The 15,974-nt window shown below is 35.1% G+C and carries 20 protein-coding genes; 14 read left to right on the top strand and 6 right to left on the bottom strand.

The features are described 5' to 3' along the window. Positions 1 to 10: 10 nt before the first annotated feature. The 3 genes from TTHT_RS05685 to TTHT_RS05675 all read right to left on the bottom strand — a co-directional run bounded on the left by TTHT_RS05685 (position 11) and on the right by TTHT_RS05675 (position 2,366). Entirely contained in the window at positions 11 to 682 is a 672-nt protein-coding gene (locus TTHT_RS05685; RefSeq protein WP_201327015.1) for a hypothetical protein, read from the bottom strand. Next, on the bottom strand, positions 663 to 1,550 hold the full coding sequence (locus tag TTHT_RS05680; protein WP_201327014.1) for an RHS repeat-associated core domain-containing protein: 888 nt from the start codon (positions 1,548 to 1,550) through the stop codon (positions 663 to 665). Before TTHT_RS05680 ends, TTHT_RS05685 begins: the two co-directional genes overlap by 20 nt. 72 nt (positions 1,551 to 1,622) lie before the next feature. Then, positions 1,623 to 2,366 carry an ankyrin repeat domain-containing protein gene (locus TTHT_RS05675; protein WP_201327013.1) on the bottom strand — a complete coding sequence of 248 codons (744 nt, stop codon included), beginning with the start codon at positions 2,364 to 2,366 and terminating at the stop codon, positions 1,623 to 1,625. A 445-nt stretch (positions 2,367 to 2,811) separates the two neighbouring features. Between TTHT_RS05675 and TTHT_RS05670 the strand changes: the two genes are divergently transcribed. Together TTHT_RS05670 and TTHT_RS05665 are read left to right on the top strand one after the other, a co-directional pair. Beyond that, complete coding sequence (locus tag TTHT_RS05670; protein WP_201327012.1) at positions 2,812 to 3,399, top strand: hypothetical protein; 588 nt, start codon at positions 2,812 to 2,814, stop codon at positions 3,397 to 3,399. 83 nt (positions 3,400 to 3,482) lie between these two features. Further along, the gene (locus TTHT_RS05665) at positions 3,483 to 3,926 is read left to right on the top strand and encodes an FKBP-type peptidyl-prolyl cis-trans isomerase (RefSeq protein ID WP_201327011.1); all 444 of its coding nucleotides are present in this window, start codon (positions 3,483 to 3,485) and stop codon (positions 3,924 to 3,926) included. 71 nt (positions 3,927 to 3,997) lie between these two features. Here TTHT_RS05665 and TTHT_RS05660 read toward each other — a convergent pair whose 3' ends face one another. The 3 genes from TTHT_RS05660 to TTHT_RS05650 all read right to left on the bottom strand — a co-directional run bounded on the left by TTHT_RS05660 (position 3,998) and on the right by TTHT_RS05650 (position 6,466). After that, positions 3,998 to 4,252 carry an RNA recognition motif domain-containing protein gene (locus tag TTHT_RS05660; protein WP_201327010.1) on the bottom strand — a complete coding sequence of 85 codons (255 nt, stop codon included), beginning with the start codon at positions 4,250 to 4,252 and terminating at the stop codon, positions 3,998 to 4,000. A 247-nt stretch (positions 4,253 to 4,499) separates the two neighbouring features. Then, positions 4,500 to 4,757: an RNA recognition motif domain-containing protein gene (locus tag TTHT_RS05655; protein WP_201327009.1), complete on the bottom strand. Its 258-nt coding sequence runs from the start codon at positions 4,755 to 4,757 to the stop codon at positions 4,500 to 4,502. A 101-nt stretch (positions 4,758 to 4,858) separates the two neighbouring features. Further along, positions 4,859 to 6,466, bottom strand: coding sequence for a carboxyl transferase domain-containing protein (locus TTHT_RS05650; RefSeq protein WP_201327008.1), 1,608 nt, complete (start codon positions 6,464 to 6,466; stop codon positions 4,859 to 4,861). Positions 6,467 to 6,609: 143 nt separating this feature from the next. Here TTHT_RS05650 and TTHT_RS05645 point away from each other — a divergent pair, with 143 nt between their 5' ends. The 12 genes from TTHT_RS05645 (at position 6,610) to rpoZ (ending at position 15,973) form a co-directional block, all read left to right on the top strand. Next, positions 6,610 to 7,899, top strand: a complete 1,290-nt coding sequence (locus TTHT_RS05645; RefSeq protein WP_201327007.1) for a M23 family metallopeptidase — start codon at positions 6,610 to 6,612, stop codon at positions 7,897 to 7,899. 63 nt (positions 7,900 to 7,962) lie between these two features. Continuing rightward, positions 7,963 to 8,724 carry an exodeoxyribonuclease III gene (xth, locus tag TTHT_RS05640; protein ID WP_201327006.1) on the top strand — a complete coding sequence of 254 codons (762 nt, stop codon included), beginning with the start codon at positions 7,963 to 7,965 and terminating at the stop codon, positions 8,722 to 8,724. Between the two features lie 56 nt (positions 8,725 to 8,780). Continuing rightward, positions 8,781 to 8,963: a hypothetical protein gene (locus TTHT_RS05635; RefSeq protein ID WP_201327005.1), complete on the top strand. Its 183-nt coding sequence runs from the start codon at positions 8,781 to 8,783 to the stop codon at positions 8,961 to 8,963. Continuing rightward, positions 8,914 to 9,756 carry a polyprenyl synthetase family protein gene (locus TTHT_RS05630; protein ID WP_201327004.1) on the top strand — a complete coding sequence of 281 codons (843 nt, stop codon included), beginning with the start codon at positions 8,914 to 8,916 and terminating at the stop codon, positions 9,754 to 9,756. The genes TTHT_RS05635 and TTHT_RS05630 overlap by 50 nt, the downstream gene beginning before the upstream one ends. Continuing rightward, positions 9,756 to 10,511 carry an isoprenyl transferase gene (locus TTHT_RS05625; RefSeq protein WP_201327003.1) on the top strand — a complete coding sequence of 252 codons (756 nt, stop codon included), beginning with the start codon at positions 9,756 to 9,758 and terminating at the stop codon, positions 10,509 to 10,511. Before TTHT_RS05630 ends, TTHT_RS05625 begins: the two co-directional genes overlap by 1 nt. Further along, positions 10,501 to 11,328 (top strand): phosphatidate cytidylyltransferase, encoded by an 828-nt coding sequence (locus TTHT_RS05620; protein ID WP_201327002.1) that lies wholly within the window; start codon positions 10,501 to 10,503, stop codon positions 11,326 to 11,328. The genes TTHT_RS05625 and TTHT_RS05620 overlap by 11 nt, the downstream gene beginning before the upstream one ends. Before the next feature lie 6 nt (positions 11,329 to 11,334). After that, complete coding sequence (gene dxr, locus TTHT_RS05615; protein WP_201327001.1) at positions 11,335 to 12,486, top strand: 1-deoxy-D-xylulose-5-phosphate reductoisomerase; 1,152 nt, start codon at positions 11,335 to 11,337, stop codon at positions 12,484 to 12,486. Next, positions 12,473 to 13,795, top strand: a complete 1,323-nt coding sequence (gene rseP, locus TTHT_RS05610; RefSeq protein WP_201327000.1) for an RIP metalloprotease RseP — start codon at positions 12,473 to 12,475, stop codon at positions 13,793 to 13,795. The genes dxr and rseP overlap by 14 nt, the downstream gene beginning before the upstream one ends. 4 nt (positions 13,796 to 13,799) lie before the next feature. Then, on the top strand, positions 13,800 to 14,849 hold the full coding sequence (ispG, locus tag TTHT_RS05605; protein ID WP_201326999.1) for a flavodoxin-dependent (E)-4-hydroxy-3-methylbut-2-enyl-diphosphate synthase: 1,050 nt from the start codon (positions 13,800 to 13,802) through the stop codon (positions 14,847 to 14,849). Continuing rightward, positions 14,842 to 15,084, top strand: coding sequence for a DUF370 domain-containing protein (locus tag TTHT_RS05600; RefSeq protein ID WP_201326998.1), 243 nt, complete (start codon positions 14,842 to 14,844; stop codon positions 15,082 to 15,084). Before ispG ends, TTHT_RS05600 begins: the two co-directional genes overlap by 8 nt. Next, positions 15,074 to 15,709 carry a guanylate kinase gene (gene gmk / locus TTHT_RS05595; protein ID WP_201326997.1) on the top strand — a complete coding sequence of 212 codons (636 nt, stop codon included), beginning with the start codon at positions 15,074 to 15,076 and terminating at the stop codon, positions 15,707 to 15,709. The genes TTHT_RS05600 and gmk overlap by 11 nt, the downstream gene beginning before the upstream one ends. Beyond that, positions 15,710 to 15,973 (top strand): DNA-directed RNA polymerase subunit omega, encoded by a 264-nt coding sequence (gene rpoZ, locus TTHT_RS05590; RefSeq protein WP_201326996.1) that lies wholly within the window; start codon positions 15,710 to 15,712, stop codon positions 15,971 to 15,973. It begins immediately after the preceding gene. The last annotated feature ends 1 nt before the right edge of the window (position 15,974 follow it).

The raw sequence follows: 15,974 nt of genomic DNA, 5'->3' as shown, positions 1-15,974 counted from the left end.
GGCCTGCGGGTTATTTATTTCTTGGTTTTAAGATGTTTCCCTCTAACACATATATACATTTTACGCAATCTATATTGCTTACAAAAATCCTATATTTAAAAAACAAATATGCTTGCAATGAGATGGCTTTTTGAGGTGTTTTGAATTTTTCATAATCCCAGACATAGCCATATAATTTATTGTAAGTGGTATATTTTGACAGTAATTCATCTAAACTTAATTTATCCCATTCTTTTGCAAGTTTTTTGTAATAATCATACCGAACAAAAACGGGACAAAATTTATAAAGATTTTTTTTCATATCTTTATCAACAGAAATCGGAAAATTAAATTCTAAAAGTTTTGTGAGAAAAACTGAATAACCATACAAATCAAAATCGTTTTTACACTTGCAAGGAAAAATACGATCTCTTAATGTGTTAAGATTCAATATTATAATATATTTTGTTTTCCCGTCTGTAATCCTTAAAGGAATGTCATAAAACTGCGAAGAGCCACTTTTATATATGCCATAGAACTCATTTCTCTTTAATTCCTTTTTAATCTCCTTTTCTCTCCTAACCATTTCATTTTTATTATCTATGTACTTTTTGTGTGTGGAGTACAAAAGATATGCTTCAAATAACAATACAACACTTAAAATAAGCAAAAGCAACTTGCATTTAAAAATCATCTTCATCATAGTCGTCCCCCAGAGCATACTTGAACATTTCTTCAGTTATTGATTTTCCTCCATATTTAAATCTCAATTTATTGTCATAGGTTCTTGTTCTCACTATATTTTCATAATATACAGCTCTTATTTCTCCCATTTTAACTCCTTTATAACGAACTTCCATATCTTTATAATTATGGTCATCATCCCATGCGTGTTTTACTTCATGGGCTAATGTTGCTAAAGGTGAAGCAATTTTTCCATCATATCCTTCATTCCCCAATAAATGCAACACATAAATATGAGTATTTCCTGATGTCGAATCATCTTTTACTACGGCATCAGGAACACGATCCCCATAATATTTAATGTAAGATTTAATTTGCATAACATGATGATTCTTTGATTTAACCAGATCTCTCACTAATTTATTTAATTTCTTATGGATTCTCATTAAACTTGTTAGAGCTTGAGCCATTCGATGAATCTTTTCCCCATATTTTTTAGGGTCATAATATTTTCCTATTTTAAATTTAACAATTCTGTCTCCATCCTTTAAATAGATTTCTTTCCTATTTTTATCAATAAAATTCACTGGATTCCCCCTTACATAGGAGTACAGGTTCCAACTCATTGGGTCTAATTGGTCGTAGTCGTAGCCGGGGTCGGGGGAGAGGAAACGGCCTGTTTGGGATGAGTAATACCTTGCAAGCATGTAGGTGAGGTCTGTTTCGTAGTCTTTTTCGTGGCCAGTGTAGGTTATGGTGTTTAGTACTTCGTCTTTGTTGTTTTCATAAGGTGCGGTTAGTTCTTCTCCGTAAGCAAGGGTGTCTGTTGTGTGGAGGATTTCCCCTGAGTCGTTTAATTTTAATTTTAATCTTTTATCACTATTCAATCCCTAATCCTTATTCTTTTTACAAAAATTTTATCAAATCACACCACACAAAAAAAGCAGACCAAATGGGAATTATTCCTCTTTTGCTCCGTATTGTTTGAGGAGTTTTACTATGTCTTTGTAACCTTTCTTTTCTGCCAATTTCAAGGCTGTGTAACCTTTATATTCTCCCTTTTTAACCTTCAAGTTCGGGTTTGCTCCATGTTCAAGCAATAGTTTTACAATATTAAAATGGCCATTTTTTGATGCCACCATAAGTGCAGTAAATCCGTCTGGTATTGTATAATTCACATCAATTCCTTTTTTAATAAGTTTCTTAATCAAAGATTCCATTCCTGCCCAGCTTGCTTGCATTAAATAATTACTCCTATCCTCTGTTTTAGAGTTTATATCTATACCTTTATCTACTAAAAGGAGAGCAATTTTTTCTATTCGTTTTGCCTTCTGTTTGTCATGTTTTTTATAATAAGCGTAACCACTTATTGCAAAGTATAAGGCTGTTTGTCCTTCCAATCCAGCTAACATTGTCCCATAATATTTTTTATTTACATTTGCCCCTTTCTTTAAAAGCAATTGGGTTAATTCAATGTAACCATTATACGCAGCAACCATTAGACCTGTTAATCCATCATCTGTTATATCAGGGTCAACTCCCATTGCAAGCATTAGTTTTATTTCTGATATGTTATTGGCTTTGCATGCATTTATAAATTCTTTTGCTGTTTCTTTGTTGTTTGGGAGATGACATCCCATTGTAAATGTTAAAATTAAAATCAATAATACCTGGGAAAATCTTTTAAAAAATCTTTTTTTCATAGTTGACTCCTTAAATACAGTTTAAAGTTGATGTTCTATCCAAAAAATGGATAGATTTTTATAATCCCTTTTAAGGGAGAACTTTCAAAAGAGATTAAATAATAAACACTAAAATTATTAAGCAATTAAAAGAAAAATTCAAGGAACAATTGGCAGCGTGATTTTAAAAGTAGATAGATAATTTAAATGTAAATAATGAAAAGTAAAGAAAGGAATAAAAAGTTTGTATCTCTCTGATTTAAGAATACTGGTTGTAAAAATAAGAGTTTCATGTATTTGGAAGTTGAAATATAGAATTTAAGAAATCTAAATTAACCAATGTGATTGTTTATAATAAAACTTTCTTTAATAGAGAGAACAATTAACTTTATACATCTCGTATTTTTGCAAGATTTAAGTTCAAGGATTATATTTTTAATAAAGAATAATCTTAAGGAGAAAATCTATGGGTAAAAAGTTTGTTGAAATGGTTTTTGATTGTCCTTTTATTCTTTTAAAAGGCTTTTTAAGGGGGTTAATTAGTTGTAAAGATGAGGAAGTTGAGTATTTTTTCCCAAAACTTGCAGGGATTGAGGCTGAGACTTTAAAAGAAACACTTAAAGAATGGTTGGGGCTTGAAAGTCATGTTCATCTGTGTATTGAGAAAAAATTCGCAGATTATTTGCAGACAGCCCTTGAAAAGAATTATGAAAGGCTAAAGGTTAAGGTTGTATCAAAAAGGGAAATTGAGAAGGCTTATTTTGATTTTAAGTTTGCTTTTTTTGAAGAAAAGGCTTTGAATGAATTTAGAAAGAAAATTGAAAACGCTGTTAAAGGATGTGAAGGATGCAATGTGAAGATTGAAAAGAGCGAGGGTTTTGAGCCTTTGTCAGATGATTTTGGCGGGGGGTTAGCCCCTGTTGTGCCTGCAAAGAGGTATTTTCTTGAGGGAAGAATTGAGGGATACCTTCCTTCAGTTGTAAAAATGAGAGATTTTATGGTTAACGAGAGGATAGGGGATATTTCAAAAATCAAGCTTGTTTTAAAAGATTAACTTAAACTTTATTTTTAATAAATGAATTAATCTGTTAACATTGTGTTGAGGTTTATCCTCGTAAAAAAATTAGGAGTATTTTTATGACCAAAGCACAAAATGGAGACAAAGTAAGGGTTCATTATACAGGAACTCTTGATAGTGGAGAGGTGTTTGATTCCTCTTATGAAAGAGAACCTTTAGAATTCGTTATTGGAGAAGGGAAACTTATTCCTGGATTTGAAAAAGCAGTTGAAGGTATGGAAGTTGGGGAAAAGAAAAATATTAAAATCCCTTATCAGGAAGCATACGGAGAAAAAAGAGATGAGCTTATGCTTGAAGTTCCTAAAACTGATTTGCCTGAAGGTTTAGAACCGCAAGTTGGAATGCAGTTTCAGTTAAACACTCCAACAGGGGGAACAATTATTGCTGAATTGACAGAGGTGAGGGATGAAACTGTTATTCTTGATGCAAACCATCCTCTTTCAGGGAAGGATTTGAATTTTGAGATTGAGCTTGTTGAAATAGTAAGCCCAATAATTACATAAGATAATTTCAAATCAAATAAAAAAAGGCGGGAAATTTTCCCGCCTTTTCTTTTTTAAGTCTATTTTTAAACTTAATAATTTCTTGGTTTAGATAAGCTAACCTTTAAGTTCCTTCCTCCAAGGTCAGAACCGTTTAAAGCTGTAATAGCAGCGTTAGTTTCTTCTTCGGTTGACATTTCAACAAAACCAAATCCTCTTGACCTGCCTGTTTCCCTATCCCTGATAATCTTAACATTATCAACATTACCGTGTGCTTCAAAAACTTCCCTTAAATCGCTTTCCTGTGTGTTGTATGGCAGGTTGCCAACATAAATACTCTGAGACATAAAATAAACTCCTAAAAATTTTCTTTCACTAAAACCCACTAAGTTGTGCGTTCCGTGTTCATTAACAATAACACATAAAAAGCCTATTGCAAGGAAAAAGATAAAAAAGTTTAATATTTATTTTTAAAATAGGTTTTGGAATGATGAAAATTGTGAGAGTAAAAGAAAGTATTTTTATTCAAGGTTTTTCAATAAATAAAAAAGGCGGGATATTTCCCGCCAAATTTTTTTAATTGCTTTATTTTGCTTATCTGTTTTCTCTTGGTTTTGAAAGGCTAACCTTTAAGGTTCTTCCTCCCAGATCTGAGCCGTTTAAAGCGTTAATAGCTGCGTTTGTTTCTTCTTCAGTTGACATTTCAACAAAACCAAATCCTCTTGACCTGCCTGTTTCCCTATCTCTGATAATCTTAACATTTTCAACATTACCGTGTGCTTCAAAAACTTCCCTTAACTCTTCTTCCCTTGTGGAATAAGGCAGATTACCAACATAAATACTCTGAGACATAAAAAACTCCTAAAAAAAAATTCTTAACGAAAACACACCAAATTGTGATGTGTATCGCTGGAATGAATTTATCACAAAAAATAAACTTTTCAAACACTTTTTTACATTCTAAATACTCCAAACCTTGTCGGTGCAAATGGCATATTTAAGCTTGCTGAAAGTGCAAGCCCTAACGCTTCTCTTGTTGTAAGCGGATTCAGTATCCCGTCGTCCCATAACCTTGCACTTGAATAGTATGGATGGCCTTCCTTTTCATACTTTGCAAGTATGGGGTTGACTATTTTTTCCTCTTCCTCTTTTGTAAGTTCTTTTCCTTCCCTCTTTAATTGCTCTCTTTTTACAGTTAAGAGAACGCTTGCAGCCTGTTCTCCCCCCATAACAGAAATTCTGCCGTTTGGCCACATAAAGAGAAATCTCGGGTTGTATGCCCTTCCGCACATCCCGTAGTTGCCTGCGCCGAATGATCCACCCATAATAAGGGTAATTTTAGGCACATTTGCGTTTGAAACAGCCATAACCATTTTTGCTCCGTCTTTTGCAATTCCCTGGTGTTCATACTTTTTCCCAACAATAAAGCCTGTTATGTTTTGCAAAAATAGAAGGGGTATGTTTTCTGTGCAGCATAACTCAATAAAATGCGTTGCTTTAAATGCACTTTCGGAGAACAACACGCCGTTATTTGCAAGAATTCCAACAGGTATTCCGTAAATGTGTGCAAAGCCTGTAACTATTGTTGGCGCATACATCTTTTTAAACTCAAAAAACCTGCTTCCGTCAACAAGGCGGGCAATTATTTCGTAAGCGTCCATATTCTTTTTCAAATCAGTTGGAATTATCCCTAAAATCTCATCGGCAGGGTACAGAGGGTCTTCTGGGGTTTCAAGTTTGAGGCTTTGCCTTTCTCTTTTTCCTAAATGCTTAACTATATCCCTTGCAATTAAAATTGCGTGGTGCTCGTTTTCAGCATAGTGGTCTGCAACTCCGCTAATCCTGCAGTGAACATCGGCACCGCCTAACTCCTCTGCAGATACATCCTCCCCAGTTGCCGCCTTTACAAGAGGTGGCCCCCCTAAGAATATTGTACCGGTGCCTTTTACTATTACTGTCTGGTCGCTCATTGCAGGGATATACGCCCCACCTGCTGTGCAGTATCCAAATACAACAGAAATCTGTGTTATTCCCTTTGCAGACATTCTTGCCTGATTATAAAAGATTCTTCCAAAATGCTCTTTGTCAGGGAAAACCTCAGCCTGTAAGGGCAAGAATGCCCCACCTGAATCAACAAGGTAAATGCAGGGTAAGTTGTTTTGCTCTGCTATTTCCTGTGCACGAAGGTGTTTTTTTACGGTTATAGGGTAATAGCATCCTCCTTTAACAGTTGGGTCGTTTGCAACAATCATTACCTCTCTTCCCTCAACTCTTCCCACACCTGTTATTATTCCCCCTGCCGGCACTTCATCTTGATAAAGGTTGTATCCTGCCAATGTTGAGAGTTCTAAAAATGGTGAGTCTTCGTCTAAAAGAAGTTCTATCCTCTTTCTTGCCGGTAATTTATTTAATTGCTCAAGCCTCTTAAAAGCCTTTTCTGGTCCCCCTTTTCTTGCCCACTCTAATTTTTCCTTTAAATCTTCTATAAGCCTTTTGTTATGCTCGTAATTCTTTTTAAATTCCTCTGATTTTGTGTTTATCCTTGATTTAATAACAGGCATTCCCCCTCCCTTTTCTTTTTAAAAACTTATATTTAATTTAATCAGAAATTCCTTTTGCAGACAAGATATTTTGATTGCAGGGGTTAAGTTAAAAAAATTAAAGTTAAATTTTTCCTGTAATTTATGCTATAACTTTTATCGGCATGGATAAATTAATTGATTTTGTATTTAAAAATAAATATAGAGTTGTTTTTTATCTTTTTCTATTTTTTTACCTTACTTTGGGGATTTTATTTTTTGCCTCATTGAAGTTTGATTTTTTTAGATGCACACCTAAAAACGACAAAAATCTATTGAAGGCAATAACAAACAATCAGGCAGATTTATGGTATTTTGGAGAGATTCTTCCATATAAGGGGTTTGAAGATTCAATAATGGCTGTTGATGGGGTTAAACTCTATCAGGCTTTAAAAATAGTTAACTCTTTGAGAAATTATGTTGATTTCCGATTTTTAAAAGCCGGGGAGAAATTTCGCTTTAAACTCTCAAAGGATGGAAAGGTTGTTGAAAGGTTTATCTATTGTCCAAATCCCGTTATATTTCATATTCTTGAGTGGGATTACAAAAGTGGTAAATATATTTATTCTAAAAAAGTATTGCCAACAAAGATAAGGTATAAATTGATAGAGGGAGAATTAAAGACAACTTTAAACGATGCTTTGAAAGAAACAGGTGTTAGTGATAATGTCAGGAATACTGTAAACAATGTAATTGAGTGTTTCGTTCCAATTAGAACTTCTGCAAGAAGGGGAGATAAGTTTAAAGTATTGCTTGAAGAGAGGGTTTTTGATGGAAGGGTTGTACTTCCTGAAAAGGTTTTGTATGCCTGTTACAACGGAAAGAAGACAGGCAGGAAAGAGGCTTTTTACTATAGAGAGGCAGATGAGAAATCTTCTTACAACGGGCATTACTCTGCCGACGGGAAAGCATTGATTGCCTCTGCATTTCGTTATCCTTTAAGGAGAATTCATGTAACTTCAACATTTGGCTGGAGAAGGCATCCTGTGACAGGGAAAAGGAGTTTTCACAATGGGGTGGATTACAGGGCAAGGGTTGGAGAGCCTGTTTTTGCAGTTTACAACGGGGTTGTTATTCAAACAGGCTATTCAAAATACAATGGGAAGTTTATTGTTATAAAGCATCCTGGGAATATTAAGACCTATTACCTTCATTTAAGCCGCATTCTTGTTAGAAAGGGCTTAAATGTTAAGGCAGGGCAGATTATAGGCAGAACAGGGGCAACTGGAAGGGTTAATGGGCCACACCTTCACTTTGGGATAAGGGATGCAAGGGGAAAGTGGGTTAATCCTCTGTTAAAGAGAATGATTGCAACGCCTAAGTTAAAGGGAAAGAGGCTGAAAGAATTTAAAAAACAAGTGGAAGAGATTAGAAAAATCCTTAAAAGTATTGAGAAGGAAAAGTTAAAGGGTTAAATCTTTAAAATAAAGTAAAAATTATTTAAAATAAAAAAGAGGAAAAACAATAAGGAGTTATATATGAAATTAATTTCATGGAATGTAAATGGAATAAGGGCAATACATAAAAAAGGATTTGTTGAATGGGTGAAGGAAGAAAATCCTGATGTACTCTGTCTTCAGGAGACAAAGGCAACTGAAGAGCAAATTCCAAAAGATATTAAAAGCCTTGATTACTTTCAATTTTATTCTTCTTCAAGGGCAAGAAAGGGGTACAGCGGAGTTGCCTTGTTTACAAAAGTACAGCCTGAGAGGGTTGAGTATGATTTAGGGGTTGAAGAGTTTGATGTTGAGGGAAGGGTTATTGCTGCGTATTTTAAGGATTTTATTCTTTTTAATGTTTATTTCCCGAACGGTAAGGCAAGTAAAGAAAGGCTTGATTTTAAGTTAAGGTTTTATGACAAGTTTCTGGAGATAGTGAATAGTCTAAAGGATAAAGGCTATGGAGTGATTATTTGCGGGGATGTTAACACAGCACACAAAGAGATTGACCTTGCAAGGCCTAAAGAAAATGAAAAAGTCTCTGGTTTTTTGCCTGTTGAAAGAGAATGGATTGACAAATTAATTGCTTCTGGATTTGTTGATACCTTTAGAATGTTTAATAAAGAGGGTGGCAACTATACCTGGTGGGATTACAAGTCAAGGGCAAGGGAGAGGAATGTTGGCTGGAGGATAGATTACTTTTTTGTTAGTGAAAATATTAAAGACAGGGTGAAAGACGCTTTTATACTCTCTGAAGTCTATGGGTCAGACCATTGTCCTATAGGGATAATTTTTGAATAAAAATTAATGGTATATTTGTGATAAAATGATTAATCGTTAGTCTAAAAGGAGTTGTTGTGGCTGTTGATTTTTTAAAAGGTATATCAAAGGAATTAAAAAGCGTTGAAACTTTGATTGGCGATAGATTAAAGTCTGAGTATTCTGAAGTTTCCCCTCTTGTTGAGCATTCTCTTAAAAAAAACAGGAAAAATGTTGAGGCCTGCCTTTGCAATTCTCTTTGGAAAGATTGTAAAAATTGAAGATGAAAAGGGGATAAAGATAGGGGCAACCCTTGAGTTGTTGCACAATTCAACCCTTGTACACGACGATGTTATAGACAATGCAGATATGAGAAGGGGGCAAAAAACGCATAATTCTATCTGGGATAACACATTAACGGTACTTTACGGTGATTATATGTTTGCAACCGCAATGAATATAGCGGTTGAATTAAAGAATATTGAAGTTTTAAAAAGGATTGCTTTAGTTTCAAAGTCTCTTGTAACAGGAGAGTTACTCCAGAATGCCAACGCCTTTAACTTTCCCCCTAAAAAAGAGGTTTACTTTGAGATTATAAAATTAAAAACTGCTGTTTTGTTTTCAGCATGTTGTTCCCTTCCTTTAATTGTTGCGGAAAGAAATGATTTATTGCCTCTTGCTGAAAAGTTTGGAGAAAAACTGGGAATTGCATTTCAAATTGTTGACGATTGCCTTGATTTTAAGGCTGATTTAAAAAAGTTGGGCAAGCCTAAATTGATAGATTTGCCTGAAGGAAAGGCAACTTTACCTGTTCTTCTTGCAATGGAAAACAATGAGGAAGAAGTAATTGATATTGTAAAAAGGGTTTTTGATTCAAAAGGCGAGGTTTTTGAAGCAAAGGATAAAAAGAGGCTTGTAAACATTTTAGAAAAAAAGGGTTATTTGAAAAAAGCCTTTAGTTTTGCAAAAAAATTAATTTCAGAAAATATGGAAATTTTAGACAACTTTGAGGATAGTGAGCATAGACAGACACTTTTAAAGATTTGTGATTTTATTATAGACAGGGAGTTTTAATGAAACCGCCTGCAAATGCAACAGAGAAAGAACGCTTGCTGTGGCTTGAAATAGATGAAAACAAAATCCCTGAGCATGTTGCAATAATTATGGATGGCAATGGCAGATGGGCAAAGAAAAGGGGTTTATCAAGGATAAAGGGGCATAAGGCAGGTGCAAAGGCTATTGAAAATGCACTTGATTCTGCTTTGCATTTAGGGGTTAAAGTAATTACAGTTTACGCTTTTTCAACTGAAAACTGGATAAGGCCTGAATACGAGGTTTCTGTTTTAATGACTCTTCTCTTTCAATTTTTAAAATTGCAGAAAAAAAAGTTAATGGATAAAGACATAAAACTGTCAATAATTGGAGATAGAAGCAAGTTGCCTTTATTTGTAAACAGGGAAATAGATAGGGTTTTAGATGAGACAAGAGAAAATAAATCCTTAATTTTCAATATAGCCTTAAATTACGGCGGCAGGGCAGATATTTTAAATGCTGTAAAAAATCTAATTGAAGCAGGGATAAAGCCTGATGATTTAAACGAAAAACTTTTTTCTTCTTATCTCTATACAAAAGATTTGCCTGACCCTGATTTGTTGATAAGGACAAGCGGGGAGATAAGGGTTTCAAATTTCCTTTTATGGCAGATTGCCTATTCAGAGCTATATTTTACAGATATTCTATGGCCTGATTTTGATACAATAGAGATGTTAAAAGCAATTTTAGAGTATCAAAAAAGAGAAAGAAGATTTGGGGGGACAGGTGGCATTTAATATTAAATCTTTTATTTTAAGAGCAATTTCCACAATTGTTTTTGTTCCGCTTTTTTTTGTTGTCGTTAAGTATTTGCCTGTTTATTACTTTTATTTTCTCGTTATTATTGCTATATTTTTAGGCATTCAGGAGTTTAAAAGCCTATCGGTACACATTGGTTCAAACTTTTATGCAGTGCCTGCATTTATAATTGCCGCATTGATTCCCACAAGTTTTGTATTGAAAAATCTATCATTTGAGTTTGTTATATCAGGCGGTTTTGTTTTCTTGTTAATATATGCTTTTTTTAAAGACCCTGATACTGAAAAATCTTTACAATCGGTTGCAAATACTCTTTTAGGGGCTTTGTATCTTGGAATTCCATTAGGCTATCAGGTTGCCTTGAAAAACTCCAACAGGCTTTATGAGGGATTGGGGGCTGACCTTGTGTTTCTCCTCTATGTTGTAATCTGGTTTGGAGATTCAGGTGCATACTGGATAGGCAGTATGTTTGGTAAGCACAAACTTGCACCAAATATCAGCCCTAACAAATCTATTGAGGGGGCAATTGGGAATATAATCTTCAATTTTTTAGGTGCAACGCTTGCAAAGATGTGGTTTTTTACAAGGCTTACCTGGCACGATGTTATAGCAATAACAATTATAATTGGAGTTAGCGGGATAATCGGTGATTTGATAGAATCTTTATGGAAAAGGTGTGCAGGAGTCAAAGACAGTGCAACCTTAATTCCGGGGCACGGCGGGATTTTAGACAGAATAGATTCTTTTGTTTTATCTTCTCCGCTTCTTTACTTTTACTTCCTTTATTTAATGTAGAGTAATATGAAAACATTGAAGATATACGGTTCAACAGGTTCAATAGGGAAGAGTTGTTTAAAATTATTAAAACTTAAAAGGGAAGATTTTTCAGTTAAACTTCTTGCAGCAGGGAACAATATTGATTTGTTGAAAGAACAGATAGTTGAATTTCAGCCTGAATTTGCAACAATATTTAACGGTGAAAAGGCAAAGGAGTTAAAAACTTTCCTTGAAAATTTAAGCATTAAAACAAGTTTCATTCCCTTTGAGGAATCCTTTTCCCTTGAATCGGATATAACTCTATCTGCAATTGTTGGCAGTGCAGGTTTAATTCCAACCTTTAAATCAATACCTTATACAAAAAGGCTTGCTCTGGCAAACAAAGAGTCAATGGTGCTTGCCGGGGAATTTGTAAACAGCGAGTGCGAAAAGTATAACACAGAGTTAATCCCTGTTGATAGCGAGCACAATGCTATTCATCAATCTTTAAGGGCAGGTAAAAAACATGAGGTAAAATCCTTAATCCTTACAGCATCAGGGGGGCCTTTTTTCGGAAAGGGTGTTGAGGAGTTAAAAAATGTAACTGTTGCCCAGACATTAAACCATCCAACCTGGGATATGGGACAGAAGATTACAGTTGATTCAGCAACCTTAATGAACAAAGGGCTTGAGGTAATTGAGGCACACTTTCTATTTGGAATTGATTACGACAAAATCAATGTAAGGATTCACCCTCAAAGTGTTGTGCACTCAATGGTTGAGTTTATAGACGGTTCTATTATATGCCAGATGGGAAAAACAGATATGATGCTTCCAATTCAGTATGCCCTGTATTTTCCTGAAAGGGTGCATACTGAAGACTTCTCCTTTGACTTTGGAAAGGCTTTAAGGCTTGATTTTTTTGAGCCTGATATTGAAACATTTAAATCTCTTAAGCTTGCCTATAAGTGCGGTAAAGGGGACATAGGGGATAGAGTTATTTTAAATTCTGCAAACGAGGTTGCCGTAAATTACTTTTTAGATGAAAAGATTAAATTTCTTCAAATTCCTGAATTTATTGAGAGAATGCTTGATAAAATAGAGAGGCCTGTTATTAGAACAATAGGCGATGTTATTGATTTTAATGAAAGAGTAAAAAATATATGTATTGAGGAGGTAAAGAGTGGGAATTTTTAACTTGCCAATAATCGGCAACATAGTTGCCGTTGTAATAATGTTTGGGGTGCTTGTAACAATACACGAATTCGGACATTTCATAATGGCAAAGCTTTTCGGGGTTTATGTTAAAACCTTTTCAATAGGGTTTGGGAAGAAACTTGCCTGCAAAAAATGGGGAGAAACAGAGTACTGCCTATCATTGGTTCCTTTAGGCGGATATGTTGCAATGTTAGGGGAAGAGCCAGATGAAGCTGAGGACGATAACCCAAGAAACTTTAACAACAAACCAAAATGGCAGAGGTTTATAATTCTTGTTATGGGGGCAACCTTAAACATAATTCTTGCAATAGTCCTTTTTACCTTTGTAAATGCTTTACACAGGCCAGTTCCAGTATGGAAAGACAAGCCTGTTGTTGTTGGCTGGGTTGATAATGAATCCCCTGCTTTTGTTTCAGAGTTAAAGTATGGGGATAAAATACTTTACTTTGACGATAAAAAGGTTGAAAATTGGGACCAGTTTTTAATTCTTGTTGCAACAAATCCAAACAGAACGGTTAATTTAAAGATTGAGAGAAACGGTAATTTAATTGAAAAACAGGTAAAGATTGTTGAAAAGGGGAAGGATAGGGCAGGTTATTTGGGAGTTTTCCCAGCTTTAAGGGTTCAGGTTAGAATGGTTATGCCAGATTCCCCTGCAGAGAAGGCTGGAATAAAGCCTGGTGACAAAATAATTTCAGTTAATGGGAAAAATATTGTAAAAGGCCTTGAACAGTTTATTGATTTGGTCAAGCATTCAAAGGGAGAGCTTGAAATAAAGTTAGAGAGAAACGGTGAATTAAAAACTGTTAAGGTGTTGCCAGAGGGAGAGGGTGAAAACAGGAAGATTGGCGTGGTTATTGAGTTGCCCTATAAAATTGTTAAATTACCTTTAGGTAAAGCCTTTGTTACTGCATTGAAAGATACAAAAAAGTATACAGAGTTAACATTTAGCGTAATTGGGAAGCTGTTAAAGGGAGAGATGTCAATAAGGAGTATTTCAGGCCCTGTTGATATTGCCAGAATTTCAGGTCAGGCTGCAAGAAGCGGGTTAACCAATTTTATTTATATAATGGGATTAATCTCTTTACAGTTGGGAATATTTAATTTGCTTCCAATCCCAATGCTTGATGGTGGCCATATATTCATACTCTTGATAGAGGCTATAAGGAGAAAGGATTTAAGTGCAAAGTTAAAGGAGAGAATTACAACTGTTGGTTTTTTCCTTTTAATAACCTTAATGACACTTGTAATTATTAGTGACATTCTCAAAAACCTTAACTTGAAGTGAGGAAATGTATAAAAAGACAAAGGTAATCTATGTAGGGAATATTCCCATAGGTGGCGGGAACCCAATCCCCGTTCAAACAATGACAAAAACAGATACAAGGGATGTTGAAGCAACCTGTGAGCAGATTAAAGACATTGTTGGGGCAGGGTGCGACATTGTCAGATGTGCTGTGCCGGATATGGAAGCAGCGGAGAGGATTAAGGAAATTGTTGAATTTTCCCCAATCCCGATAATTGCGGACATACACTTTGATTACAGGCTTGCAATAAAGTGTGCTGAAAACGGGGTTGCCTGTTTAAGGATTAACCCGGGAAATATTGGAAGCAAACAGAGGATAAAAGAGGTTGTTGCAGCCTGCAAACACTATGGAATACCAATTAGAATAGGGGTTAATTCAGGTTCTCTTGAAAAGGATTTGCTTGAGAGGTATGGGAATAGCCCAAAGGCAATGGTTGAAAGTGCAAAAAGGCACATAGGTTTCCTTGAAGAATTCAATTTTTACGAGATAAAGGTTTCACTAAAATCTTCAGATGTAAAGAAAACTGTTGAAGCCTGCAGAATGTTTGCAAAAGAATTTGAATATCCCCAGCACATTGGGGTAACTGAAGCAGGCACTGAAAATATTGGCACATACAAGTCAGTAATAGGAATTGGTGCACTGTTGCTTGACGGAATAGGGGATACCTTAAGGGTTTCATTAACAGATAGCCCTGTGAAAGAGGTAATTGTAGGAAGAAATATTTTGAAAGCATTAAACCTTGTTCCCAACACTCCAAAGTTTGTTTCCTGCCCAACCTGCGGAAGGATAGAGTTTGACATTAAAAAATTTGCCTCAATTATTGAAAAAGAGGTTGATGGGATAAAAAAATCAATAACAATTGCCGTTATGGGTTGTGCGGTTAATGGTCCTGGAGAGGCAAGGGAAGCTGATTACGCTATTTGCGGCGGTAAAGGGTATGCAGCAATATACAAGAAGGGTAAACTTGTTAAAAAGGTTAAAGAGGACAACCTTATTGAGGAATTCTTAAAGATTGTAAGGAGTGAAAATGAGTGATTTTATTTCACTTGGATTTGACAACTTTGTTGATAGAAAACGAATTGTTGCTGTTTTGAAGCCGGGTTCTTCCCCAATGAGAAAGTTAAAAGAGTTAAAGAAAAAAGAGGGGTTGCTTGTTGATGCAACCTCAGGTAAGCCGACAAGGAGTTTTATTCTTTTAGATAACGGGGTTTTGTTTTTGTCTTCCCATTTGCCAGAAACAATAATTGAAAGGATTGGAAATGAAAATTAGACTGAAAACAAGGGGGGAACTCTTTATAATCTCTGCCCCCTCTGGAAGCGGAAAGAGCACTTTGATTAAACTTCTTCTTGAGCAGGTGGAAAACCTTGAGTATTCAATTTCATACACAACGAGAGAGCCGAGAAAGGGAGAAATAAACGGGAAAGATTACTTCTTTGTCTCTGAAAAAGAGTTTAAAAAAATGATAGAAAATAACGAATTTATTGAGTATGCAAAGGTGTTTGATAAGTTTTATTACGGAACTTCAAAAAAACAGGTTTACTCAAGGATTAAACAAGGCAAAGATGTAATTATGGACATTGATGTGCAGGGTGCATACCAGATTATGAAAAAGAAAGAATTGGATTTTACGTCAATTTTTATAATCCCCCCTTCAATTGAGGAATTAAGAAAAAGGCTTATTAGTAGAGGAAGAGACAGTATTGAAGAGATAGAAAAAAGATTGAATACTGCAAGAAATGAGTTAAAATATTTAAGGCATTTTGATTACGTTGTTGTTAACGATATACTTGAAGAAGCATTATCTTCTTTAAAATCAATAATTTTTTCTGAAAGACACAGGGTAAAAAGGCTTGTGGATACAGAAAATATTTACAAACACTTTGCGGAGGAATAAATGACTGCTGAAGAAACACTTAAAAAGGTACTTGAAAATCCTTTCAGGTTAATTTTAGTTGCCGGAGAGAGGGTTGAACAATTGAGGAAAGGGGCAAAGCCAAAGGCAAAGGCGCCTATTAACAAACCAACCTTTATTGCCCTTGAAGAATTAAAACAGGGGAAATTTGAAATTAGGCTTATTGAAAGAGAGAAGGAAGAGGAAGGATTCTCAGCTGAAGACCTTGATTCTCTGGTTGACGAAATTGAAGTAACAGAAGAATAAC

Origin of the sequence: Thermotomaculum hydrothermale, from assembly GCF_016592575.1 — a bacterium.
In the GTDB taxonomy this organism is placed as follows: Bacteria; Acidobacteriota; Holophagae; order Thermotomaculales; family Thermotomaculaceae; genus Thermotomaculum; species Thermotomaculum hydrothermale.
Note: the sequence above shows the minus strand (reverse complement) of the source record. Positions and strands in the feature narration are given on the sequence as shown.

What these genes read in the sequence shown, in the direction of transcription:
- TTHT_RS05685 (WP_201327015.1), bottom strand. Translation starts at nt 682, where the DNA reads ATGATGAAGATGATTTTTAAATGCAAGTTGCTTTTGCTTATTTTAAGT.
- TTHT_RS05675 (WP_201327013.1), bottom strand. Translation starts at nt 2,366, where the DNA reads ATGAAAAAAAGATTTTTTAAAAGATTTTCCCAGGTATTATTGATTTTA.
- TTHT_RS05670 (WP_201327012.1), top strand. Translation starts at nt 2,812, where the DNA reads ATGGGTAAAAAGTTTGTTGAAATGGTTTTTGATTGTCCTTTTATTCTT.
- TTHT_RS05665 (WP_201327011.1), top strand. Translation starts at nt 3,483, where the DNA reads ATGACCAAAGCACAAAATGGAGACAAAGTAAGGGTTCATTATACAGGA.
- TTHT_RS05660 (WP_201327010.1), bottom strand. Translation starts at nt 4,252, where the DNA reads ATGTCTCAGAGTATTTATGTTGGCAACCTGCCATACAACACACAGGAA.
- TTHT_RS05655 (WP_201327009.1), bottom strand. Translation starts at nt 4,757, where the DNA reads ATGTCTCAGAGTATTTATGTTGGTAATCTGCCTTATTCCACAAGGGAA.
- TTHT_RS05650 (WP_201327008.1), bottom strand. Translation starts at nt 6,466, where the DNA reads ATGCCTGTTATTAAATCAAGGATAAACACAAAATCAGAGGAATTTAAA.
- TTHT_RS05645 (WP_201327007.1), top strand. Translation starts at nt 6,610, where the DNA reads ATGGATAAATTAATTGATTTTGTATTTAAAAATAAATATAGAGTTGTT.
- xth (WP_201327006.1), top strand. Translation starts at nt 7,963, where the DNA reads ATGAAATTAATTTCATGGAATGTAAATGGAATAAGGGCAATACATAAA.
- TTHT_RS05630 (WP_201327004.1), top strand. Translation starts at nt 8,914, where the DNA reads ATGTTGAGGCCTGCCTTTGCAATTCTCTTTGGAAAGATTGTAAAAATT.
- TTHT_RS05625 (WP_201327003.1), top strand. Translation starts at nt 9,756, where the DNA reads ATGAAACCGCCTGCAAATGCAACAGAGAAAGAACGCTTGCTGTGGCTT.
- dxr (WP_201327001.1), top strand. Translation starts at nt 11,335, where the DNA reads ATGAAAACATTGAAGATATACGGTTCAACAGGTTCAATAGGGAAGAGT.
- ispG (WP_201326999.1), top strand. Translation starts at nt 13,800, where the DNA reads ATGTATAAAAAGACAAAGGTAATCTATGTAGGGAATATTCCCATAGGT.
- TTHT_RS05600 (WP_201326998.1), top strand. Translation starts at nt 14,842, where the DNA reads ATGAGTGATTTTATTTCACTTGGATTTGACAACTTTGTTGATAGAAAA.
- gmk (WP_201326997.1), top strand. Translation starts at nt 15,074, where the DNA reads ATGAAAATTAGACTGAAAACAAGGGGGGAACTCTTTATAATCTCTGCC.
- rpoZ (WP_201326996.1), top strand. Translation starts at nt 15,710, where the DNA reads ATGACTGCTGAAGAAACACTTAAAAAGGTACTTGAAAATCCTTTCAGG.